At 59.7% G+C, this 22,645-nt stretch carries 25 protein-coding genes and 4 pseudogenes; 15 read left to right on the forward strand and 14 right to left on the reverse strand.

What is annotated here, in order from left to right; all coding sequences use genetic code 11:
* Window positions 1–4: 4 nt before the first annotated feature.
* The 6 genes and pseudogenes from trbK-alt to I8E17_RS19180 all read left to right on the forward strand — a co-directional run.
* Window positions 5–247, forward strand: a pseudogene (gene trbK-alt / locus I8E17_RS19155) (putative entry exclusion protein TrbK-alt); the annotation flags it as partial.
* A gap of 148 nt (window positions 248–395) precedes the next feature.
* Window positions 396–1,751: a P-type conjugative transfer protein TrbL gene (gene trbL, locus I8E17_RS19160; RefSeq protein ID WP_219511135.1), complete on the forward strand. Its 1,356-nt coding sequence runs from the start codon at window positions 396–398 to the stop codon at window positions 1,749–1,751.
* On the forward strand, window positions 1,751–2,434 hold the full coding sequence (trbF, locus tag I8E17_RS19165) for a conjugal transfer protein TrbF (RefSeq protein WP_219511132.1): 684 nt from the start codon (window positions 1,751–1,753) through the stop codon (window positions 2,432–2,434). The genes trbL and trbF overlap by 1 nt, the downstream gene beginning before the upstream one ends.
* Window positions 2,431–3,480 (forward strand): P-type conjugative transfer protein TrbG, encoded by a 1,050-nt coding sequence (gene trbG / locus I8E17_RS19170; RefSeq protein WP_219511131.1) that lies wholly within the window; start codon window positions 2,431–2,433, stop codon window positions 3,478–3,480. The genes trbF and trbG overlap by 4 nt, the downstream gene beginning before the upstream one ends.
* Window positions 3,477–4,694 carry a TrbI/VirB10 family protein gene (locus I8E17_RS19175; protein ID WP_219511129.1) on the forward strand — a complete coding sequence of 406 codons (1,218 nt, stop codon included), beginning with the start codon at window positions 3,477–3,479 and terminating at the stop codon, window positions 4,692–4,694. Before trbG ends, I8E17_RS19175 begins: the two co-directional genes overlap by 4 nt.
* A 1-nt stretch (window position 4,695) precedes the next feature.
* Complete coding sequence (locus tag I8E17_RS19180) at window positions 4,696–4,929, forward strand: DUF2274 domain-containing protein (RefSeq protein ID WP_219511126.1); 234 nt, start codon at window positions 4,696–4,698, stop codon at window positions 4,927–4,929.
* A gap of 155 nt (window positions 4,930–5,084) precedes the next feature.
* Here the strand turns inward: I8E17_RS19180 and I8E17_RS19185 are convergent, their stop codons facing one another.
* Window positions 5,085–6,023 (reverse strand): LysR family transcriptional regulator, encoded by a 939-nt coding sequence (locus I8E17_RS19185; RefSeq protein ID WP_219511124.1) that lies wholly within the window; start codon window positions 6,021–6,023, stop codon window positions 5,085–5,087.
* 89 nt (window positions 6,024–6,112) lie between these two features.
* Here I8E17_RS19185 and I8E17_RS19190 point away from each other — a divergent pair, with 89 nt between their 5' ends.
* The 5 genes and pseudogenes from I8E17_RS19190 to I8E17_RS19210 form a co-directional block, all read left to right on the forward strand.
* Window positions 6,113–7,084 carry an aldo/keto reductase gene (locus I8E17_RS19190; RefSeq protein ID WP_219511121.1) on the forward strand — a complete coding sequence of 324 codons (972 nt, stop codon included), beginning with the start codon at window positions 6,113–6,115 and terminating at the stop codon, window positions 7,082–7,084.
* 300 nt (window positions 7,085–7,384) lie between these two features.
* Complete coding sequence (locus tag I8E17_RS19195; protein WP_219511118.1) at window positions 7,385–7,870, forward strand: SRPBCC domain-containing protein; 486 nt, start codon at window positions 7,385–7,387, stop codon at window positions 7,868–7,870.
* 154 nt (window positions 7,871–8,024) lie between these two features.
* Complete coding sequence (locus I8E17_RS19200) at window positions 8,025–9,017, forward strand: LysR family transcriptional regulator (RefSeq protein ID WP_219511116.1); 993 nt, start codon at window positions 8,025–8,027, stop codon at window positions 9,015–9,017.
* Between the two features lie 157 nt (window positions 9,018–9,174).
* Entirely contained in the window at window positions 9,175–9,636 is a 462-nt protein-coding gene (locus I8E17_RS19205; protein WP_219511113.1) for an NUDIX domain-containing protein, read from the forward strand.
* Window positions 9,637–9,672: 36 nt separating this feature from the next.
* Window positions 9,673–9,807, forward strand: a pseudogene (locus I8E17_RS19210) (IS5/IS1182 family transposase); the annotation flags it as partial.
* 70 nt (window positions 9,808–9,877) lie between these two features.
* Here the strand turns inward: I8E17_RS19210 and I8E17_RS19215 are convergent.
* Complete coding sequence (locus I8E17_RS19215) at window positions 9,878–10,774, reverse strand: NmrA/HSCARG family protein (RefSeq protein WP_219511111.1); 897 nt, start codon at window positions 10,772–10,774, stop codon at window positions 9,878–9,880.
* A gap of 266 nt (window positions 10,775–11,040) precedes the next feature.
* Between I8E17_RS19215 and I8E17_RS19220 the strand changes: the two genes are divergently transcribed.
* Window positions 11,041–11,640: a TetR/AcrR family transcriptional regulator gene (locus I8E17_RS19220; RefSeq protein ID WP_219511109.1), complete on the forward strand. Its 600-nt coding sequence runs from the start codon at window positions 11,041–11,043 to the stop codon at window positions 11,638–11,640.
* A gap of 87 nt (window positions 11,641–11,727) precedes the next feature.
* On the opposite strand, the gene I8E17_RS19225 is transcribed toward I8E17_RS19220, so the two are convergent.
* A complete protein-coding gene (locus tag I8E17_RS19225) occupies window positions 11,728–12,408 on the reverse strand; it encodes a flavodoxin family protein (RefSeq protein ID WP_219511107.1) in 681 nt (226 codons plus the stop codon).
* Between the two features lie 136 nt (window positions 12,409–12,544).
* Here I8E17_RS19225 and I8E17_RS19230 point away from each other — a divergent pair, with 136 nt between their 5' ends.
* Window positions 12,545–12,940 carry a helix-turn-helix domain-containing protein gene (locus I8E17_RS19230; protein WP_219511104.1) on the forward strand — a complete coding sequence of 132 codons (396 nt, stop codon included), beginning with the start codon at window positions 12,545–12,547 and terminating at the stop codon, window positions 12,938–12,940.
* The gene (locus I8E17_RS19235) at window positions 12,937–13,497 is read left to right on the forward strand and encodes an AAA family ATPase (RefSeq protein ID WP_229002055.1); all 561 of its coding nucleotides are present in this window, start codon (window positions 12,937–12,939) and stop codon (window positions 13,495–13,497) included. The genes I8E17_RS19230 and I8E17_RS19235 overlap by 4 nt, the downstream gene beginning before the upstream one ends.
* Before the next feature lie 40 nt (window positions 13,498–13,537).
* Here the strand turns inward: I8E17_RS19235 and I8E17_RS19240 are convergent, their stop codons facing one another.
* Both I8E17_RS19240 and I8E17_RS19245 read right to left on the reverse strand, forming a co-directional pair.
* On the reverse strand, window positions 13,538–14,098 hold the full coding sequence (locus I8E17_RS19240; RefSeq protein ID WP_219511102.1) for a DUF2867 domain-containing protein: 561 nt from the start codon (window positions 14,096–14,098) through the stop codon (window positions 13,538–13,540).
* A 7-nt stretch (window positions 14,099–14,105) separates the two neighbouring features.
* Window positions 14,106–14,246 carry an SDR family oxidoreductase gene (locus I8E17_RS19245; RefSeq protein ID WP_219511461.1) on the reverse strand — a complete coding sequence of 47 codons (141 nt, stop codon included), beginning with the start codon at window positions 14,244–14,246 and terminating at the stop codon, window positions 14,106–14,108.
* A gap of 134 nt (window positions 14,247–14,380) precedes the next feature.
* Between I8E17_RS19245 and I8E17_RS19250 the strand changes: the two are divergent.
* Window positions 14,381–14,996: pseudogene (locus tag I8E17_RS19250) on the forward strand (sigma factor-like helix-turn-helix DNA-binding protein); the annotation flags it as partial.
* Window positions 14,997–15,053: 57 nt separating this feature from the next.
* On the opposite strand, the gene I8E17_RS19255 reads toward I8E17_RS19250, so the two are convergent.
* The 9 genes and pseudogenes from I8E17_RS19255 to I8E17_RS19295 form a co-directional block, all read right to left on the reverse strand.
* The gene (locus I8E17_RS19255) at window positions 15,054–16,586 is read right to left on the reverse strand and encodes an IS66 family transposase (protein ID WP_095433220.1); all 1,533 of its coding nucleotides are present in this window, start codon (window positions 16,584–16,586) and stop codon (window positions 15,054–15,056) included.
* Between the two features lie 71 nt (window positions 16,587–16,657).
* Window positions 16,658–17,014 (reverse strand): IS66 family insertion sequence element accessory protein TnpB, encoded by a 357-nt coding sequence (gene tnpB, locus I8E17_RS19260; protein ID WP_095433219.1) that lies wholly within the window; start codon window positions 17,012–17,014, stop codon window positions 16,658–16,660.
* Window positions 17,011–17,346, reverse strand: a pseudogene (locus I8E17_RS19265) (transposase); the annotation flags it as partial. The pseudogene I8E17_RS19265 and the gene tnpB, both read right to left, overlap by 4 nt.
* A gap of 323 nt (window positions 17,347–17,669) precedes the next feature.
* Window positions 17,670–18,422, reverse strand: a complete 753-nt coding sequence (locus I8E17_RS19270; RefSeq protein ID WP_219511100.1) for an SDR family oxidoreductase — start codon at window positions 18,420–18,422, stop codon at window positions 17,670–17,672.
* 94 nt (window positions 18,423–18,516) lie between these two features.
* On the reverse strand, window positions 18,517–19,206 hold the full coding sequence (locus I8E17_RS19275; protein ID WP_219511098.1) for a type II CAAX endopeptidase family protein: 690 nt from the start codon (window positions 19,204–19,206) through the stop codon (window positions 18,517–18,519).
* 449 nt (window positions 19,207–19,655) lie between these two features.
* Window positions 19,656–20,129, reverse strand: coding sequence for a DUF2867 domain-containing protein (locus I8E17_RS19280; RefSeq protein ID WP_219511096.1), 474 nt, complete (start codon window positions 20,127–20,129; stop codon window positions 19,656–19,658).
* An 88-nt stretch (window positions 20,130–20,217) separates the two neighbouring features.
* On the reverse strand, window positions 20,218–20,850 hold the full coding sequence (locus I8E17_RS19285; protein ID WP_219511094.1) for a LysE family translocator: 633 nt from the start codon (window positions 20,848–20,850) through the stop codon (window positions 20,218–20,220).
* A gap of 1 nt (window position 20,851) precedes the next feature.
* Window positions 20,852–21,943 (reverse strand): Gfo/Idh/MocA family oxidoreductase, encoded by a 1,092-nt coding sequence (locus I8E17_RS19290; RefSeq protein ID WP_219511092.1) that lies wholly within the window; start codon window positions 21,941–21,943, stop codon window positions 20,852–20,854.
* A gap of 79 nt (window positions 21,944–22,022) precedes the next feature.
* Window positions 22,023–22,634 carry an NAD(P)H-dependent oxidoreductase gene (locus tag I8E17_RS19295; RefSeq protein ID WP_219511090.1) on the reverse strand — a complete coding sequence of 204 codons (612 nt, stop codon included), beginning with the start codon at window positions 22,632–22,634 and terminating at the stop codon, window positions 22,023–22,025.
* Between the last annotated feature and the right edge of the window lie 11 nt (window positions 22,635–22,645).

Here is a 22,645-nt window from a genome sequence, read left to right on the forward strand (position 1 = left end):
GGCGGTGGACGGAAAGATGCTCGCCCGGCTCGGCGCTGTCGTGTTCGTCGCGGTCGCGATCACGGCCACCGCGATCGAGATGACCCGGAAAGAGGAGGCGCCGGAGACCTGGCCGTCTGGCCGCACCGCAGAGGCGCCGGCCGATCCCCTGCGAGACGCATTGATCCGCTGCCAGGCGCTCGGCGAAGAGGGACCGCGCGATCCGGAATGCCGCCGTGCCTGGGCAGAGAACCGCCAGCGCTTCCTCGCACCCGGTGCCCGTCCCGCCGAGCGGTTGCCGGACATGCCGCCCGCACCGCGCGACGGCCGCACCCCTCCATCGCAGCGGACCTACGCGCCGACAGCGACACCCTCCGCACCGAACACTCCGCAACTCGACGAGGCGCGATAAAATCATGGGCGGCACCGGCGTCATCGATCACTTCCTTGAGGTTTTCATTCGCTACATCGACAGCGGGTTCGGTCTGCTCAGCGGCGAGGTCTCCTTCATCGCCACAACGCTGATCGTCATCGATGTGACGCTCGCGGCGCTGTTCTGGAGCTGGGGCGCCGACGACGACATCATGGCGCGGCTGGTCAAGAAGACCCTGTTCGTCGGGGTCTTCGCCTACATCATCGGCAACTGGAACAACCTCGCGCGGATCGTCTTCGAGAGCTTCGCCGGCCTCGGCCTCAAGGCAAGCGGCACTGGCTTCTCGACCGCCGATCTCATGCGCCCCGGGAAGGTCGCGCAGACCGGCCTTGATGCCGGACGACCGCTGCTCGATTCCATCTCCAGCCTGATGGGCTACTGGTCATTCTTTGAGAACTTCATCCAGATCGCCTGCATGTTCCTCGCCTGGGCGCTGGTCCTGCTCGCCTTCTTCATCCTCGCCATCCAGCTCTTCGTCACGCTCATCGAATTCAAGCTGACGACGCTCGCCGGCTTCGTGCTGATTCCCTTCGGCCTCTTCGGCAAGTCCGCCTTTATGGCGGAGCGCGTGCTCGGCAACGTCATATCGTCCGGCATCAAAGTGCTGGTGCTCGCCGTCATCATCGGCATCGGCTCGACGCTCTTCTCCGAATTCACTTCTGGCTTCGGCGGCGCGACCCCCACGATCGACGAGGCCATGGCGATCGTGCTCGCCGCGCTCTCGCTGCTCGGCCTCGGCATATTCGGTCCTGGCATCGCCAGTGGCATTGTCTCCGGCGGCCCGCAGCTCAGCGCCGGTGCCGCGGTCGGAACCGGACTCGCCGCAGGCGGCATGGTCGCGGCGGGGGCTGGCCTCGTCGGCGCTGCCGCATCCGGTGGCGCAGCCCTAGCCGGGGGTGCGGCCGCAGCCGCTCGGGGCGGCGCAGCCGTCGCGGGAGGAGCATCCACCGCTTACAGCCTCGGCGCAGCCGGCCAATCCGGCGCGGCCGGTGTCGCATCCGGTCTCGGTGGCGTCGCCCGCGCAGGCGGCAGCGCCGCTGTCTCGCCGCTGCGCCGAGCCGCGTCGCGTGCCGCCGAAAGCATGCGCTCCAGCTTCAATGCTGGCGGCAAGGCCGCTTTCGAAGCCACGGGCGGCTCATCCACCATGGGCTCGACCGGTAGCGACGCCGCTGGCGACGGCGCCGCGTCCGCAAGCTCCGGCGGCCCGCCGGCCTGGGCGCAGCGGATGCGGCGCTCCCAACGCATGACCCACGCCGTCCAGGCCACGGCCCACGCCGTCCGCTCCGGCGACGCCCATGGCGGTGGCTCTTCCGTCAATCTCTCCGAAGGCGATCGCTGATGTTCAAACGACCCTCCACCCACTACGGCAAAGCCCCCGAGCCGGAGACGCCTTACCAGCGCGCTGCCCAGGTCTGGGACGAGCGCATCGGCGCCTCGCGCGTGCAGGCCCGGAACTGGCGTCTCATGGCGTTCGGCTCGCTGATCCTCTCGGCCGGGTTCGCCACCGCGCTCGTGGTGCAGTCGGCGCGCGGAACCATCGTGCCGTGGGTGGTGCAGGTCGATCGGCTCGGTCAGGCGCAGGCGGTCGCACCTGCCGAAGCGGACTACCGTCCGACCGATCCGCAGATCGCTTTCCATCTGGCGCGCTTCATCGAGCAGGTCCGCAGCATTCCAGCCGATGCCATCATCGTGCGCCAGAACTGGCTGCGCGCCTACGACTTCACGACCGACCGCGGCGCGATGGCATTGAACGACTATGCCCGCTCGAACGACCCGTTCACGAAGGTCGGCCACCAGCAGGTCGCCGTCGACGTCTCCAGCGTCATCCGCGCCTCTCCGGACAGTTTCCGCGTCGCCTGGGTCGAGCGCCGCTACGAGAACGGCCAGCTCGCCGAGACCACGCGCTGGACCGCGATCCTGACGATCGTCGTGCAGGTCCCCCGCAACGCCGATCGGCTGAGGGCGAACCCGCTCGGCATCTACGTCAACGCCATCAACTGGTCACGGGAGCTTGGGCAATGAAGCCGTCTTTCCGTAAAGCCGGAAACCCGGCTTCACACACACTCGTATTCCCGGCTCTACGTCGAGCCGCACTCCCCGTTCTCCTGCTGACGACGACTGTGCTCGCCGGCTGCGCGACCACCAATCCGCCGCCGGAAATCTCCTACGACAATGCGGCCCCCGCCGTGCAGACGGTCGACCCACCTGCGCCGGTCACCGTGGTCGAGCTGCCTCGACCACTCCCACTGCCTGGCCAGTTGCAGCGCGTGGAGCCTTCGCGGCGCACGCCCGAGCCGACAGATCCGACTGCACGGGTGAACCAGGCTAATGCCGCAGCCCGCATCCAGCCGGTGCGCGACGGCTTCATCAATTCGATGCAGGTCTACCCGTTCACGCAAGGAGCGCTCTATCAGGTCTACACCGCCGTTGGGCAGATCACCGACATTGCGCTGCAGCCCGGCGAGCAGCTCGTCGGCTCCGGCCCTGTCGCCGCCGGCGACACGGTCCGCTGGATCATCGGCGATACCGAGAGCGGATCGGGCGCGACGCGGCAGATCCATATCCTGGTGAAGCCGACGCGGCCCGACCTGATGACGAACCTTGTCATCAACACCAACCTGCGCACCTACCACATGGAGCTTCGCTCGACCGAGCGGACCTACATGGCCTCGGTGTCCTGGCAGTATCCGCAGGACCAGCTCATCGCGCTGCGTCGGCAGAACACCGAGGCGCAGACCGCGCAGCCGGTCGCGTCGGGCGTCGACCTCGCCAACGTCAACTTCCGCTACGCGATCGAAGGGGACCGCGCACCATGGCGGCCGCTGCGCGCCTTTGATGACGGCCGTCAGGTCTTCATCGAATTCCCGCGGGGCATCGGCCAGGGTGAGATGCCTCCGCTCTTCGTCGTCGGCCCCGAGGGCAACACCTCCGAACTGGTGAACTACCGGGTTCGCGGGCACCACATGATCGTCGATCGGCTTTTCGCCGCCGCCGAGCTGCGCTTCGGTTCCGGTGATCGCCAGCGGCGCGTCCGCATCACCCGTACCGACGGGAGGCCGTCGTCGTGAGCGAAAACCCGCCCCGGAATGAGGAAGTGCCGGACGATGCGCAGCCGCTGACCGGCGAGCCGGCCAGCGCCGCGCCGATGCGGCTGCGCGCAGAGCCGCCCCGCGTCACCCGATTGTCGCGGAAGGTTCTCGCCGGCGTCGGCCTGGTCGCGAGCGTCGGCCTCGGCGGCGCCCTGATCTACGCGCTTCAGACCCGAGACGGTGGCCGTCCGAACGAGGAACTCTATTCGACTGAGAACCGCTCGACCGCCGATGGGCTCGCTGGTCTTCCGCGCGATTACAGCGGCGTGCCGCGCTTGGGTCCACCGCTGCCGGGCGATCTCGGCCGCCCGATCGTCAGCGCCCAGGATCGTGGACAGCCTGTGCCGACGCCAAATATGGCCACCCCGAATCCCGGTATCAGCCCGGAGGAACAACGCAGGCTGCAGGAGATCGAAACGGCGCGGACGAGCAGACTCTTCTCCGGGACCGAGACCCGCACCGGAGCGGGAACCCCATCACCCGCTATCGCACCTCCGCCGGCGCCCGCCCTGGCCAGCCTTAGTCTAACGCCTCCTCCTGCGACACCTTCCGCGCAGGACCGTCAGAACGCCTTCCTCAATGCGGCCGCCGATCGACGCACCGTCGCCGCCGATAGAGTCGCCGCACCGGCGTCGCCGAATATCCTGCAAGCGGGCGCCGTCATATCGGCGGCCCTGATCACCGGCATCCGGTCCGATCTTCCGGGCCAGATCACCGCACAGGTCACCGAGAACATCTATGACAGCCCGACCGGCCACATCCTCCTCGTGCCGCAGGGCACACGCGTCATCGGCCAGTACGACAACAATGTGCAGTTCGGGCAGAGCCGCGTACTGCTTGTGTGGAACCGGCTGATCTTTCCGAATGGCCGCTCGATCGTGCTCGAGCGACAGCCTGGCGCTGACGCCGAGGGCTATGCGGGCCTGCAGGACGGTGTCGATTATCACTGGTGGGATCTTGCCAAGGCGGCCGGGCTCTCGACGCTGCTCAGCATCGGCGCAGAACTCGCTGTGGGCAACGATGACCGCCTCATCCAGGCGATCCGCAACGGCGGCCAGGACACCATCAATGATGCCGGCCAACAGATCGTCAGGCGTCAGCTTAACGTTGCGCCCACGTTGACGATACGACCGGGCTTCCCGGTTCGGGTCATCGTCACGCGCGATCTCCTTCTCGAACCCTACGGAGGTTGATATGACCAAGCTGAAGCTCGGCGCGATCGTCGATGACAAGCCGATCAAGGCGACGATCGAGCTACCGGCGCCGCTGCACCGGGATCTCGTCGCTTATGCCCAGGTCTTGGCCCGCGAAACGGGGCAGCCGGTCAGTGATCCGGCGAAGCTCATCGCCCCGATGGTCCAACGCTTCATCGCCACAGATCGCGGCTTTGCGAAGGCCCGCCGCAACTTAAATTCACAATCTCTCTAAGCATGACTATGATTCAGATCGTAGTATTGGACATTGCGTTCGGAGACGTTCATTCCAATCACGATTCCTCTTCGACGCATAAAACACCGGCTGATAAGCGCCGCATACGATACGTTGCAGCGCATCACTAAGTGCTCTGTTAACTAGCCAAAGCATTAAATATTTCTAGTAATGACATCTCGATAGGGCGTAGTACGGATCTCGTACGACCCTTTCAAAGCTTCCAATAACCACACTATAGCAGGATCGGCCGCGCTTCTGGGGTGCCAAGCAGCCGCCACTTCAAAGCCTTTAACGTTGATTGGCGGTGAAAACATCCTCAGCGGCCATACCGTGCAGAATTGTGCGGCGATTCTGCGGGGCACAGTCATGATCAGATCGGAGCCAGCCAAAATTTCTGGGGCGACAAGATAATGCGGCAAGGTTAGGGCGACATGGCGTCGAAGGCCTTCCTTGCCCAAGGCGCGATCCACGTCGCCCTCCGCGCGTCCCACACTCGTTATCATGGCGTGCTGCTCTGCTACGAACGCTTCAACGGACACATCACCAGACAGTCGTGGATGCGCCTTACGCACAACCGACACGTAGCTGTCAGAAATCAGCCGCTCCAGATTCCGGCCGGGATGGAGCAGATCGACGCGCGAGATTGCGAGATCAGCGTCGTGGTTTGCAAGCCGCTCCTCGAAACGAGGATCAAACGGCAAGAGTTCCAGTGTGATCCCCGGCGATTCGTGTGAAAGCCGCATTGCCAGCGGCCCAAGTAGAACCATCACCGCGTATTCGCTCGCCAGAATGCGGAAACGACGTGAACTGTCGCCCGGCACGAACGTTCCAGGACGGTCGAACGACCGTGCAATCTCGTCCAGCAGCCCCGCGATCCTGGGGCGCAACTCTTCAGCCCGCGCAGTCGCAATCATTGCGTTGCCGCGCCGTATGAGAAGGGGATCATCCAGCAACCGTCGCAATCTCGACAGTGCAGCACTGGTTGCAGGCTGACTCAACCGCAGCCGTCGCGCGGCGCCCGACACGCTGGTTTCAGCGAGAAGGGCATCAAGGACCTTCAGCAGATTGAGATCAATGCCGTGAATATCCATTCAACGAATTCCGAAAATATGTCCAATCGATTTGATAGATATCATATTTCGGTGCACGTTGCCCGCAAAATGTGATGAGGATTGAGGTCATGCACTATAGAAATCTTGGGCGAAGCGGCCTGTCCGTCAGCCGTCTCTGCCTCGGGACGATGAATTTCGGCTGGAAGTGTGAAGAAAAAGAAGCGCATTTGATAATGGACTATGCGCTTGAGCGAGGCATCAACTTCTTCGACACAGCCGATATCTACTACTGGGGCGAGCATCGCGGAAAAACGGAAGAGATAATCGGTCGGTGGTTCGCGCAGGGTAGTGGCCGACGCGAACGCACCATTCTAGCCACTAAAGTCTACGAGCCTATGGGTGACCTACCGAACGAGCGTGGACTGTCAGCGCTTCACATTCGTAGAGCTCTCGACGCGAGCCTGAAACGTCTTCAGACAGACTACATTGATCTCTACCAGTTCCATCACATCGACCGAGCGACTCCATGGGAAGAGATTTGGCAAGCGATCGATGTCGCAGTTCGACAGGGGAAAATCCTTTATGTCGGCAGCAGTAATTTCGCCGGCTGGCACATCGCTGCCGCGCAGGCCGGGGCCAAGGCGGCGGGTATGCCGGGACTTGTGAGTGAGCAGTCCATCTATAACCTTATTACCCGCACGCCGGAACTGGAGGTGCTGCCCTCAGCCCGTCACCATGGTCTCGGTATCATTCCTTGGTCGCCTCTTCAGGGCGGCTTGCTCGGTGGCGTGCTGGCCGACGAGCAATCGGGCTTGCGGCGGCTGGATGGACGAGCAGCCGTTACACTCGAGCGCTACCGTCGGCAGATCGAGGCCTACGAGGCGCTCGCAGCGGATTTGGAACTAGCGCCAGCGACGCTGGCGCTTTCCTGGCTGTTGCACCAGCCTGACGTGACGGCTCCCATCGTTGGTCCAAGGACGCGCGAACAACTCGAATCCTCACTGTCGGCACTTGACGCAAGCTTGAGCGGAGAAGTTCTGGCACGCCTCGATGCAATCTTCCCCGGCTATAAACCCGCCCCAGAAGAATACGCGTGGTAGGGTGAGCGAGGCGATGTCGGAAGCTAAAAACCTAGCGCAACCAAGTAATACTATCGTAACTGCACGGCCGCATTCGTCTATCCAAGACGAACCCGAACGCGGGAGGGCATCTTCGCCATGGAATGAGGCAATATCACCAAATCGCGAGGAGACCGGGCAATATTCTCTGTATAATTCTCATACGCTGCAAGTCCACCGCGCACAAAAATCACCTTATTGCATGACACTAAGCATTTCGGATTTCGAACAGCGCGCGCAAGGAGCGCATCGCGCACGTTAACACTTTCAATAGGAGAATTTATGTCGCTTTATTCAGTTACTCACTCCATACGCATCAAGGCCGCACGCAAATATATTTGGGAGGTCCTCACGAGCCCCGATGCTGGCGAGCTTTGGCGAAACGCTCATTTCACAACCGGCTGGCAAGTTGGTGATGCGATACAGATAGAGGCTGTGATTGGAACGAAACGCTATCGCGACAAGGGGCGAGTTGTTCGGAATCAGCCGCATTCGTTACTTCAATACACCTATTGGTCCAGAGTTTCCGGTCTGCCCGACGTCCCGGAATCTTATTCGACAATCACCTTCAGTCTAACGGATGAAGGAACAGATACGATTCTGACGGTCGAGCAATTGGTACCTCCATCGCCGGTGCGTCGTGGCAAGGGATGGGAGATAGGCGAAGAATCCGGGCGGAAACACGTTGACTTCTACTGGAGAACGACACTCCCGGTCCTGAAACGGGTGGTCGAGAAGCCGGATTCGGACTGCGTGCAGCTAAAGTAAACACGCCGCCCGACATCATCAACGCGATGAAAAAATTGACCCTACTCACAGAATAGCGAGGTACGACCTGAGAAGCGACGACTAACAGGCGCAGAAGGATGGTCATCACGTCAAAAGCCGACGTAGCGGCTTTTCGACTGGAGAAAGAATCGTAATGAATCTGAAAAGATCATCCAGTAAAGGAAGGATGTTGGCTCCGGACGTAGCGCTCGATCTTCGTTATCTTGATGGTATCATATGTGCAGCGGAGATAGGTAGCTTCAGACGTGCCGCTGATCTTCTTAATATATCGCAATCGACGCTTAGTCGAAGAGTCCAGATGCTCGAACATCGGCTTGGGCTATTGCTCTTCGAGCGGACTCCAATGGGCGTGGTCACCACAGATGCAGGCGCTGCATTCATCCGTGAGGCCACAACGACCGCGCGACATTTTCGTCAGGAATTAGATAACATATCAAACGGACTGACTAATAATCAGAACGTCCTTCGTATCGGAACAACACTATCATTGACCGACTTTCGCCTTTCTTGTTTGCTCAACGCTTTTCGAGATCAACATCCTAGCGTCGAAATTCGATTTGAAGAGGCAAAATCAGCGAACATCGCTGAGTCAGTTCGTCGTGGGCGTCTCGACCTTGCGTTCGTGACGGGCAAACCGATATTGCCCGAGTGCGAGGCGATGACCATTTCCATGAGCCAACTATATGCAATTCTCCCGCAGAATCATCCATTGGCGGATCTTACCGAAATAAATGTCTCGGACCTCCATGACGAAATACTTATAATATCAGAGGAAGAGGCTGGACCATATATAGAGTCGGTACTGCAACGATCCCAAGAAGAACTGACGTGTAAGCTCAAATTATCGCGCCAAAGGGTGGGAAGAGAGAACCTTATATTTCTGGTGTCACGAGGCTTTGGACTCACCATTTTAACCTCACCAATCCGTCGTGACGTCTATCCAGATGTCATATCACGGCCCGTGGGTGGCGCGGCAGGATCGCTTCCGCTAAGTATTCTATGGCGAAGGGCGAATGATAACTCGGCGCTTCATGATCTTGTGCTGTTGGCACAGTATCGGATGGCGTCCCGAAAGTTCTTTGATCTTTCGACCTGTGCATGCGGCGAGCCCCGGAATGTCTGCTGATATGTGGCCGTCCACCCCCATCGATGGGATCACCGCCATCGGTAACTTGAGATTTCACGGTGTGATGGTGCGGGGTAAATGGGATGTCAAAAGTGGCTCGGATTTGACTCCGAATACCCGCAGCGGCCCAAGCCGCCTCGTCTGAAGGGAATTGGTTATGAGTTTCAGGTTGGGTGCATACGCTGTATTTATGAAGGACGGAGCGGTAATGCTCGTGCACCAATCCTCGAACACGTGGTCACTTCCAGGAGGCAGGGTCGAGCACGGAGAAGATCCGATCGATACGGTGGCCCGCGAAGTATTCGAGGAAACCGGTTACAAAGCGATTGTTGAACGACTCCTGGGCGTCGATTCAAGAGTAGTTCCCGCAGGGCAACGGGTCGTTTCAGGCGGAACAGATCATCACAACGTCGGCATATTCTATCAGCTGCGCATTATCGGCGGTCAACCACGACCTGAACCGAACGGTGATACCCGTGGTTCGAGGTGGATTCCACTTTCCGACGTCATCCTACTAAGTCGCTCATCCTTGGTTGATATAGGCATTGCTCTGGCAACGGTTGTTCCTTCAAATGGCCACGTACCGCCCATTGCTGTCGGCGGCTTAATTCAGCACTGAACCGGAAGACTTCACAATTTCAACGTCCCGTATTCCGAGCGGCGCAACCGCATCAAGATCATGTTTGGCCGCCTCAAAGACTGGCGTCGGGTTGCCACCCGCGACTACCGATGCCCGATGGCCTTCTTCTCCACCATCGCGCTCGCCGCCACCGTCATCCTCTGGCTCTAATCAACGAGCCCTGTCCCTAGGTCGCTAACGCTGGGTATGTTGCGGCCAAAACGTGAAATGCTCAAGCCGCTCATGCCCCGGCTCCAATGAGCGCTTTCAACACGCGGCCGCCCTCGCCAGCGAGCCATTCGGTGAGGGGCTTCAGAGTTGGAAGCCGGCGGCGCAGGTCCGGTATGTTCGCGTGCCAACCATCTCTTCTGCTAAATGCGACGCCCGCGGCAGCGATAGGCGAGCGTTCGATGACATCAACCGGAAGCTGCGCATAGGAGATGCTTCGGCCTACGACCCGGCTAATTGCAGTGGCGACCTCCGTATAGGTCAGCTCATCTCCGGCAAACTCGTAGGCCTGGCCTAGATATTCCGATCGCTCTCGGAACATCAGCGCGGCAAAGGCACCGATGTCGTCCACTGCGACAAACTGAACTGGGCGGTCCGGATCGGGAAAGGACACTAGGGCGTTGCCGGCGAGACCGCGGGCGGTGTTCAGCAGATTCTCCATGAAGGAAACGGGACGTATGACACTAACCGGCAGCCCGATGCCGTTGAGGTACTTTTCTATTTCCCATTTGCTCTCCCAAAGCGCTATGCCCGACTTGCGGTCTGCCCCACCGACCGAGGAGTAGATGAGGTGATTAACCCCGGCCGCTTTGGCCGCGTCCGCAACGGCTATACCCTGCCGCACCTCGTCTGAAGTGGTGAAGCCGTCGGCAGCATCCGAACTCTGAGTGCGCTGGACTGAGAAAACGCCGTAGACCCCTTGAACGGCGCGGTCGACGCTTCCTTGGTCATCAAGATTGCCAGGGACAAGTTGGGCGCCGGCTGTTTGCAAGGCTATCGCGGCTTCATTCGTCGGATCGCGCACCAGAGCACGAACATGCCAACCGTCCTTCAATAAATGGCGCGCGGCGGCATGGCCCTGTTTCCCGGTCGCACCGGTCACGAGGATCGCCCTGTCAGATTTACCCATCACTTCATCCCTTTACCCTGATTGACCTTGACCGAACCGACGTCAGAAGCCGCGGGCAATGCAGCCCCGGCGATCGGCATGAGATCGCGAGCCTCGCCGAGGACACGGCCCTCTCCTAGATAACTTTCACAAACTCAGCGCACCCGTCCCTTCCCACTGGTCCGATCGCTCTACGCCCGATATATCAAACGGAGCGGCGATCCGCTTTCATTAACGGAGCGGCGCTCCGCTTGCAAGATAATGCGGCTGGCGCTTCAGGAATGGTGATGGCGATGCAGGAATCTAAACGGGCGATAGCTCAGATGTCGCAACGGCGATCCGATGCTCAGCGCAACCGGGCTAAGGTTATCGAGGTGGCAGAACGCATCATCGCGCGCGACGGAACCCACGCATCGCTAAGAGAGATCGCGCGAGAAGCTGGCGTAGGGCTGGGAACGCTCTATCGACACTTTCCAAAACGCGACGATCTGCTGCAGGAGGTTCTACGCAGCGGTTTCGACGATCTCGCCCAAATGGCAGGTCTTCTCTCGGCGTCCGAAGCTCCGCTGGAAGCCTTGCAGGAGTGGATCGACGCCTTCGTGGCGAAGACTTCCGCGCGACAGGACCTAACAGCGTCATTCGTCGCGAAGATCAGGGACCCGTCCTCCTCGCTTCACGCCTCATGCGCGAAGATGCGGCAGTCGGCCAAAATTTTGCTGGAGCGAGCGCAAGCAGAAGGCTTGATCAGAGCTGATTTGGAAAGCACTGAACTCCTGTCATTATGCGCGTCAATCGCATGGCTCGCCGATCAAGGGCACCTGTCCGCGAGGCAACGACGCCGCCTCCTCTCCCTGACGATGGAGGGTCTCAGGGCCTGCCCAAGCTGAGTGTTATGGAGACCTGCTCGTCACAATTCAGCCAACAGTGGCGCAGCCTCGGCCCCGGGGGGGCGACGTACTTTTCGAGGGTCGATACTATTCGCAGGTGGTCCCTGGAGCCGTGGATTGAGAATGGCACGTAAACGGCCAGACCTGTGCTTTGCGTGCGGAGTCGAGTCGATAGTCTGAGTAAGCATGCGAGAAAATTTCGGCGCCGAGACTTTCGGCGCTCGCAATCGGCCTCCCCGGATCATTACGTACGTCCCCACGAGAGTTGCCGACACCGCGTACGACGCCAATGAATTTGGAATGCGTATAGCGGGCGAACTCCTGAATCTGATGAATTATGCCCAATGCCGCGCCCGGATAGGTCTCCTCGGAGGCTAGCACCAATCCGATCCGCTTGCCCGACATGCTAGTAAGCACTTCTTTCGAGCCCGGATAGGACGCGGCGTAATAGCAAAAGCTCCTATCGAGGAACGACTTGGCCTGCCCCGACAAACCATACCAGTAGATCGGCGAACAGAGAACGACGCTATCCGAAGATAGGAAATCCTCGAAAAAAAGAGCGCGATAGCGGTCTGGTATTGTACATTCGCCACTCTGCTGGCGGCATGTTCGGCAGTCACGGAGGAAACTCGAGACATAGTCGTCGAGAATGCGAAGCGCGACTTGGGCACCTGTCGCTTCGGCTCCGCGTTGTACGGCTTGGGCAAGTGTGACCGTGTTGCCATCGCGGCGCGGACTGCCGACTAAGATGAGAAGCTTTCTGGCCATTCCGAGCGGTCCTTTCTAATCGAAGTACGGACGATCCAGCCGCGTCCGTTGACCGCTCAAAGTTGCCGCTTTACTATCACACTGGCAACTACCTACTATTTTGTTCTATACCAACCTTGAGGTAAGAATTGGAGCGATGTCTATCCGCAGACAACCCTACAACGATGGACTCGGGCCGGTGTTCGAAATCATCGGCGGAAAATGGAAAGGCGTGCTCCTGTGGGAATTGAACGCCGGCCCAGTCCGCTTCGGCGCACTCAAACGACGCGTAAAAGGTATCAGCGAGAAAATTTTGATCCAGCAACTCCGCGAGATGGAAGCCGATGGTCTTGTACATCGAAAAATGTTCCATCAGGTCCCGCCCCGCGTCGAATACTCTGTGACGCCGCTAGGCGCTTCTCTCAATGAGGCGCTATCGCCGCTGTGCGAATGGGGTAAATGCAATCTGGTTATCGAGGAGGGGAATCGAAAATTTCTCAACGAGATGGACACTCCTAGCGGCTGCAGGAATGACGAGCGGGAGATGACATGATGGCACAAATCATCGTCCTGCACGGCGCATCGAGCAGCGGAAAGACGACGGTCGCAAAGACGTTACAAAATCGCATTGAAAAGCCATTTTTGCATTTATCAATAGATCACTATCGCGATGCGGGGATTCTACCAATGAACCGCTTTCTAAGCGGGGAATTCGCTTGGAAGGATGCGAGGCAAACTATTTTCAATGGCTTTCACGCGTCGCTGGCCGCCTTCGCGGATGCGGGCAACAACATTATTCTTGAACATATTTTGGACAGCGATGGTTGGCTGGAAATGTTGTCCGATCTCCTTTCGGCCCACGATGTGTTTTTTGTGGCCATCCATTGCCCGCTTGACATATTGATTGAACGAGAAAAGCAGCGCGGTGATCGGCCTCTCGGCAGTGCGCAACGCGATTTCGAAACTATCCATATCGGCAAACGCTATGATCTCGAGATTGATGGCTCCGATGGTGTGGACGCTAATGTTGACCAATTACTGACAGTTTGGCGAAATGGTATGCGGTCTTCGAGTTTCAGATCGCTGCCTTTGGCAGTAGACTGCGTTTAAGAGCATAGTTTCCCGCGCCATCGCTCACGGCTAAATTGCGCTATGGGCGCATCGAACTGCGCTGCACTTGTCCAATTTTCTCTGGGACAGCGCGCCTCAGACTTGATCGAATAACAAGTACGTGAAATGGCCTGATCAGATTCAGAAAAGCGCGCCCGAATGTATTGTGACGATGAACGACCGTCGTTACGACGACTTCGAAAGCGCCCTCGTCATTCAACGCGCCCAGCAGTATCGACGCTCTGAAACCAAGGTGTCGATCATCCACACCGAGCACCAGTTCGTTTTCTGATCGAGATAGGACGGGGAAAAAGGCGATGGACTCGTTCTCGCGCGCGTTGCGTTGAAGTTCATCCGTCGTTTTCAAGCCAAAGCGAGCTACGGTCATATCGCGTGTCGCGAGGAACCCGTGGACCCACCACGCCGGACGGCCGAGGATCGCGTGCGCTACAGCTTCCGGGTCACGCGAGATTCCAGCACCGAAGGTCGGGGCAAAAGAATCAACCAGGTCGGCGCCGCGGTACCACCCCGCTATGCTGCTTTGAGCGGGCGGCGCCACCGACTTCACGCCGCCGACCGCGGTGCATAGACTTCCCGCCATGGCGCCGCTAGATCGCCATCACCGAGCCGCCATCAACCCGAAGATTTGTCCCGGTGATGAAGCTCGCCCGTTCTGACGCCAGGAATACGACCGCAGCAGCGACGTCCTCCGGATTACCGGGGCGGCCGACCGCGATATTGGGCCGCAGGGCCGGCTGAAATGAGCGGCCAGTTCGTCAGGCGAGAGTTTCTCTGCCCCTTCCTGCTGCGCCAGCAAATCACGCAGAATGGGAGTATCGACATAGGCTGGCGACACCACGTTCGCGAGCACGCCGCGGCTCGCGTACCAGAGCCTTTGGTCGAGCCTCTTGATGCGCAAGAAGCCATTGCTGACGATGTCACTGTGACGCTGATGTTAGCGTTGGAGCGACTTTCGCCGCTAGAACGAGCGGCCTTCCTGCTCCACGAAGTGTTCGACGTGGCGCTGACCGAGGTCGCGGTCGTGCTTCATCGTGAACCTGCCACCGTTCGGCAACTTGCTTCTCGCGCACGCAAGAATGTTCAGAATGCACGACCACGATACAGCGTCGGGGCGGCAGAGGCTGATGGAATTGCGCGCGCTTTTTTTTGCGGCTTCGCGTGACGGCGATGTCACCGCGCTTTCGGCGTTGCTTGCGCGCGATGTCGAGATACATAGCGACGGCGGCGGCAAGGTGCTGGCGTTCCGAGAAGTCATCCGCGGCTTGGAACGTGCACTGCGACTCTTCGTTTCCGCTCAGCGAAAGGCCGCGACTCCGCCCACCTTGCTGCGAACCGCAACTATTGACGGCCTGCCCGGGTATGTAAGCCTTGATTCAAATGGTGGGCTGCAAACAACAGCTCTCGGCATTCGCGACGGTAAGATTTTCGCGATCTATATCGTCAAAAACCCGAATAAGCTGACGCATATTGACGTTTAAGATCGCCGCTGCGGCCTTCGAGCGTCCGTCCGCACAGCATTCATCTAAGCGGTATTCTCAGGCCACGGTCTTGGTTTCTGGCTGGTCGGCGAAGGCCCAAGGCAACAGGTCGTCGAGCTGACTATTCGGGTGGCCATTGACGATTTTGGTGATGACGTCGGCCAGATAGGCAAGTGGCTCAACGTCATTGAGCTTGGCCGTTTCGATGAGCGAGGCGATCGTTGCCCAGTGTTCGGCCCCGGCGTCGGAGCCTGCGAACAAGGCATTCTTCCGATTGAGGGCGATCGGCCTGATGGAACGCTCGACAGTGTTGGAGTCGATCTCGATGCGACCGTCATCGATGAAACGGGTCAACCCGTCCCAGCGTGAGAGCGTATAGCGGATGGCTTCGGCGAGCTTGGTCTTCTGGCTGATGAGGGAGAGTTGTTTGGTCAGCCAAGGCGCAAGACTGTCGATGATCGGACGGCTCGTTTCCTGTCGGACGGCGCGGCGTTCCTCATGGGTGATGCCGCGGATATCGTCCTCGATTTTGTAGAGTTCGGCGATACGCCTGAGCGCTTCGCTGGCAATGGGTGCAGGACCGGCGGCCGACAGCTCATAGAAGCGCCGGCGCACATGGCTCCAGCAGAACGCCAGAGACACGCTGTTGCCGGCGGCGAGCGCGCGATAGCCCACGTACCCGTCCACCTGCAGGACACCGACGAATCCATCAAGATGCGCCATCGGGCGTTCGCTCTTGCGATCGGGCGCATAGACATAAATGACGCCGGGCGGATCGGCTCCCTGCCATGGCCTGTCGTCGCGAGCATAGGCCCAAAGCTGCCCAGTCTTCGTCTTTCCCCGACCCGGGTCGAGCACTGGAGCGGTCGTCTCGTCGGCGAAGAGCTTGGACGAGGCCTTCAGATGCTCGAGCAGCCTTTGATGAACCGGGCGCAGGTGCCAGGCGGCTCGACCGACCCAGTCAGCGAGTGTTGAACGGTCGAGATCGATCCCCTGTCGCTTGTAAATTTGCGCTTGCCTGTAGAGCGGTAAGTGGTCGGCATATTTAGAGACAAGCACCTGGGCAACGGTCGCCTCGGTCGGAATGCCACCCTCGATCAGCCGCGTGGGAGCTGGAGCCTGGACGACGACTTCCTCACAGGCGCGGCAAGCGTATTTGGGGCGGCGCGTCACCAGAACGCGGAACTGGGCCGGCACGATGTCGAGCTTCTCGCTGACGTCCTCGCCGATCCGGTGCAGGCCGTTGCCGCAGCAGGGGCAGTCATGGCTCTCGATGTCGATGACCACATCGATGCGCGGCAGATGGGCAGGAAGTGAGCCGCGGTTTATCCGCCGTTTTGCGACCCGCTCCCGGTGCAGATCACTGGATGCATGCTCCTTCTCCTCCAGACCGTCCGTCTCGACCTGTTCGGCTTCTTCGAGCCCAAGGAGAAGCTGATCCTCCGGAAGCGTCTCGGCTCTGCGGCCGAAGCGGTGGCGCTGCAATTCCTTGATGATCTGGCGCAGCCGGGCATTCTCCGCCTCGCGCGAAAGCACCATGGCTCTGAGCGCGTTCAGGTCGTCCGGAAGCTCGTCGGCCGTCATCGTCATGGAGCGACAACAGCATAAACCGGCGACCAAAACGAGGGCGTGGGTGAGCCTGATTCAATTGGTCGCATTGGCTATCCAGCCTTCTCCGGGGCGCGCGTCTCGATGGGCGCATGAACGCGCTTCCAATCCAGCCCCTCGAACAATGCCGAGAACTGAGCGGCCGTCAGGCGCATCGCACCATCCTGCATCTTGGGCCAATGGAACTCTCCATCCTCAAGGCGTTTGGACACAAGGCACACCCCGCTGCCATCCCAGAAAACCAGCTTGATCCGGTCCGCGCGCTTGGCCCGGAACACGTAGATCGTGCCGGAGAACGGGTCAGCACCCATCTCGGCCTTTACCAGCGCAGCTAGGCCCTCCGCGCCTTTGCGGAAATCGACAGGCCGGGTGGCGACCATGACCTTTACCGCTCCCGACGGCCCGATCACGACTGTGCCTTCACGGCTTGAATGACGGCGGCAATCGTGGCCGCGTCCGCTCCGGATGCGATCCTGACGAGCGTCCCGCCGATCTCCAATTCGATTGCGCCGCTGCTCGACTTCTTTCTCGATGCACGGGCCGGTTCAGGCTCTTTCGCCACAGGCTTCGTCGGCACATCCAGGATCGCCGGCGCAAACATTGGAACATCCTCGACATCAGGTACAGTGTCCAGCGGCTTCCGGGCGAGCCGACGCCAGGTGAACAATTGCTGCGGGGTCAATCCATGACGCCGCGCCACGGAGCAGACCGTCACTCCCGGCTCATAACTCTCCGCGACGATCTGCGCCTTACGCTCGTCGCCCCACTCGCGCCGCCGGCCGCTGCCTGTGAAAACCTCGAACCGCCGCACCGGCTCTTCATCGCTGGATGTAAGCGTAAGCTGTGAAATCGACATATGTCCAAGCCCTTGTTCGGGGCTCAACATCGTCAATCACGCACTGATCCGGAAGGTGCGGTCAAAACACCGCTTACTGACATCCGGCACCGTCGATACCTTCCAAAGTGCTCCGCTTCAGCTGGGTCACCTCCGCCCTTCGATGCTCGGCTCAAACTTGCCGAGCCATCTCGGACCGATTTAACTATTTGGCTGGATAGAAGCGTCCCTTAGAATTGAACGCCTTGAGTTAAGCCTCCATCAACCAGCAAGTTTGTTCCAGTAATGAAGCTCGCTGCCGGGCTGGCGAGAAAAATGGTGGCGTTAGCGACTTCTTGCGGTGTCGCCATTCTGCCCATCGGATTCTTTGAGAGCCATTTCGCGAACACATCTGGCATCTCTCGCTCGATGTGGTCCCATGACCCGCCGGCGAAATACACATTTCCAGGGGAAACCGTGTTGACCCGAATAGCGTCAGGCGCATGACGCGCCGAAAGAGCCTTACCGTAGTGGATCAGCGCTGCCTTGAGGACACCGTAAGGCTCAGCAAACATGTCGACCTCGCGGCCTGAGACGCTCGAAATCAGGACCACGGAGGCCGCCCCGGATGCCTTGAGGAACGGCAGGGCGGCACCTACCATTGTCACAGTGCCGAGGATGTCGGTATCGAAGGCTTGGCGCCAAGTGGCAAGGTCGCCGCCACCGGCAAGCGCGCTCACGTTGGGCACAACGATATCCACACCGCCCATACGCGCGCCCGCATCTCTGACCCAGGCCTCGACCTGCGTGGGATCAGTGACGTCCACCACACTACCGAAAGCCGATGCGCCGAGCGCCCGCTCGGTTTCGCGCACTCCGCTGTCGCCTCGCGCGCAGAAGCTCACCTGTGCGCCCTCAGCCAGAAACAGCTCGACAATCGCGCGACCGATCCCGCGCGACCCGCCGCTGACGATAACCTTCTTGTCCTCAAGTCCGAGATTCATGCCTTCACTCCAATGGTTGGGGGGTGACCTGCGACCAGCAGGACGCACCTTGTATTGATGGTTGATCAGCCGGAAGGTCGGGTTTCGGCGCCACTCAGCTGGCGCTCGCCAGGACCATGACTGGGATGGTGGGCAGGTTGACGACGGAATGAACAACGACCGCCGGCCATATGGATCCGCTGCGGCGAAACACTTCGCCAGCCGCCAATCCAGCGACGAACGCGGCGGGAAAAACCACGTTGATGCCGTGGAAGACGGCGAAAATCGTAGCGCCGCCGACCACTCCGACAACTGCTCCATATTTAAGCAGAGCGTTCGTAACGACGCCCCGGAACAGAAACTCCTCTCCAATCGGCGTGACAACGCTAAAGAGGAAAGTGGCGACGACGACGGTCCAAATTCCTCCGCTCGCGCCAGCCAAGTAGATATCTTGCGGTGTTCCCCTATCACCCGTGAACGAGATATAGGCGAAGATCGCCACGCCTTTGGCGACGAATGCTACGACGCCCAATGCGGCACCGATCCCGAGCCATCCCCACGTGGTGCGGCGTATCCCGAAATATCGCCATGAACGGCTGCGGAGAAGAAAAGCCGCGAAAAAGCCGGCCAAACCGCCGATTCCGGATAGCGCGGTAAAGATCAACCCGAGCCTGACAGGGTCCATTCCCAGCTGCGCAAGGGCTGCACCTCCGCCAAGGCCGACAATCGAAATTCCGACTAAGCCGATGGAGATCTCCGGCCACCCTGGACGCGCGGAGGGGTTACGAGCGATATTATTGGTCAAGCGCCAACACCCACTTGAGGCTCTCCACACCACCGCCCGTCATGGACCGATCGACGATCCCGCACGAACCGCTCCGCGAGTTGGCACAACGGCGCAGATGAGTGACGCTGTGAAGTTGCGGCAACGGGTAACGTAGGCATTGGCGTCTCTCCTGTAAGGATAAGGCACATCCGCGCGGCTGCGAGCCGCACACTTTTGACTTCATGATATTGGATCGGCCGATGGGGAGAGAAGATCAGCGAATGGCAAACGCCAGTTTCAGCAAGGCGAACGCCCGAGCTCGAGGATCGGCGACACTGACCGTTGCAAACGCCCTCGATGAACGGGCATGGTAACGCAGCATCATCGGGCAATGGCGACCTCGAGGTCACACGGGGTAGACCTTGCAACGGACCGGATTGCTAGCGCGTAGGACCATGAGAATGCCGGCCGTGCGGGCATTTCCCGTTCTATCGGGCGATGGCTCTTTGCAACGCGCGCTTCAAGTTCGATTTGACAATGATGAGATGAAACGGCCTTACCAGCTTAAGATAAATTCGCCCCAGCGCGCTGCGACTGTGTACGATCGTGGTCACGAATACCTCGGATTCAGTCGCGTCGCCGGTATTCTGAAGCACTATCGATGTCTTGTAATCAACATGCGGGTCTTCCAAACCAAGCACGACTTCATGGGCCGTCAAGCTGAGGATGCGAAAGAAACTGACATACTTACTGCCCACAGCCTCTGCATCGTGCCGAAGCGCTGCGGTTGTCTTCAATCCGACGCGTGCTGCAAGTTTGTCCCGTAACCAGAACAGCCCACGAACCCACCACGCGGGTTGGCCGAGGACGGTCCGCGCAACGTGTTCCGGGTCGCGACGCATGCGCGCAGGTAACGTCGCTGCAACGGTGTCAAACAAGTCAGCATCCTTGGAGATGCTCAAGATGCTGCATCCGACAGGCGGCGCTGCTAGCCTAACACTGTCCTGTTTCCGCGAATGATGCTTCATCACGGGAGCACTTTCTACCGGTTCAGCCTTTCGCCAGCAGAAGGCGAAGTCCCGCGTAAGCGAAGAAGACCGCGGCCGCGCCTTCGAAGCAGCGCCGTACCCGTCTATAGGCGCTGATCATGGGTGCTGATGAGAACAGAACGGCGTAGCCAAGGAAGATCATTATACTTAACAGTAAGCTGCCGACGAGCATGAGCGGAAACACATGCGGCGGCACGCCCGGCTGGACACCGAGCGACATGATGGAAACCCAGGTGAGAACGGCCTTTGGGTTGCTGAGATGCAGGAAGACGCCCTTACGATACAAGGCGCCATACCGTTTCGGCTCGATACCGCGAGAGAAGTCCATTGCAAGACCGCCGGCAGTCAGTGCCGACTTTGCCGACTTATAGGCAAGGAACAGGAGATACATTCCTCCAATAATTCGGATACCCCACATCGCGTTGGCGTAGGTCGCGAGAATCGCAGCAAGCCCTGCAGCTGCAAGTATCGCCCATGTCATAGAACCCGTGAGGATGCCCGCCACTAATGCGAACGCCGACCGGCGGCCGTGCGCCATCGCCGTTCCCATAATGGCCATGGTGCTGGGCCCGGGGCTGGCGGTCACTAGAATATAGGCGGACCATACCGGCAAAAGGTACTGTAGAGCCGTCATCCTAACGCCGCCATTCCAGACCACCACTGCGTTCGATCGCGTCGATAAGCCGATGGAGCTCGACTGCGTCATCGAAGGTCGGACTGAGGTGGGTGCCAGCGTTTATGTCTGAGGCGAGCCGGGCATATGCTAAGGCTACGCTCTGCGAGGCCTCGTCTACGAACCCGTCCGCGCCATAGGACGCGGGGATATCCAGTTCTCTCAGCGTTTCCGTGCCGGTCGCCCCCCTCAGCGTGAAACCTCCAAAGCCAACGTAGCCGACCGGGCTGGTAAGGACGATATCCCCGTCTGTGCCGTTGATCTCGAAATGGAAGTTGGTTCCTCGCGAAAGCCCGCCCCGGAAATGAACGGCGACGACCGCCCCGTTTTCCAGTGTGCCGTTCACTACCAGTTGATCCGGCACGGACATGGGAAGAAACTTGCCCGTCTCTTCGATCTGGACAGTCTTGCGCCGTGTGGCAAACGCCGCCCTCACATCAGCGAACCGACTGTCGAGAACATGGAGCAGGCCATCGACGGAGTGGGCGAACATGACGTTTTGCAGGCCAATCCCGTTCTCTGGCTTGAGAGTGTAGGCATACACCTCGCTCATGGACTCACCGAGAATGAGGCCGGACCCTATCATGGTGCTGGACAGTACCTCACCGACAAAGCCATTGCTGATCAAATCCCGCATGTAGGCAAATGGTGGGGCGGCCCGTGCTTGAAGCCCGATCGCAGACCTCACGCCCTTCGAGCGAGCCAGATCCCGCATCTTGATGGATTCGCTGAGATTGATGCCAAGGGGCCATTCGCAAAACACGGATTTACCCGCTTCGATGGCGCGTGTGACCAGTTCCTCGTGTCGCATGACCTTGACTGACACCACAACCAGATCGACCTCGGGATGGTTAACCAACTCGTCAGTCGTATTCAGCGCATAAGCCACATTGTTCTTTCGCGCAGCAGCAACGGCGATGTCATGATCATGATGACTTATCGCTGTGAGCTGAAACTGAGGTAACTGTTTCAGCGCAGGAATGTGGGCGGTGGTAGCCCAACCTCTGTCTGGGTGGACGCCGATAATACCGACGCGTATTGGGGGGTGTTCCATGGGCGACAACCGTTGTTGGCGATCTTAATAGCGAAGCCGTTGCGGTCGGTAACAGGCCGACCGCGACGGCAGGCGCGGGTCAGGATGCTGCGGCCTCGAGTGCCGGCTCAAAGCGCGCGGAGAAGTCATCGATGGTCGTTTGCCCCTGGTCGACGGTAAGGGTGGGACCGGCGAGGACGATGTTCAGGTCGGTGATCCCGATCAAACCGAGCACCTGGCGCAGATATGCACTGGCGACGTTGGCGCTCTCGAAAGGCGCGCCCGGCGAGAAGTCGCCACCTGTTGCGATGATGACGGTGACCTTCTTGCCGGTAACCAAGCCTTCGTAGCTCGGGCTGAACGTGACGCCGACGCGAAGAACATGGTCTACCCAGGACTTGAGAACGGCCGGAATCGAGAAGTTGTACATCGGTGTGGCGATGAGGATCTCATCCGCGGCCTTCAGCTCGGCGATCAATTCGTCAGATACACGAATTGCCTCGACCATTTCCGGCGAGTGCTGTTCTGGCGGTGTGAAGGCGCCGCCGATCCACGGCAGGCTGATGTATGGAACGTCGGTCGTGGAGAGGTCACGCACGGCGACATCGCCGCCGTGAGACGATTGCCACTTTTCCGTAAACCGCTTGGCCAGATTACGAGATACTGAATATGGACCTCGGGGACTTACTTCGATGACAAGAAGATTGGACATATTTCACCTTT

This window comes from Rhizobium sp. AB2/73, assembly GCF_020871915.1.
Classification (GTDB): Bacteria; Pseudomonadota; Alphaproteobacteria; order Rhizobiales; family Rhizobiaceae; genus Rhizobium; species Rhizobium dioscoreae.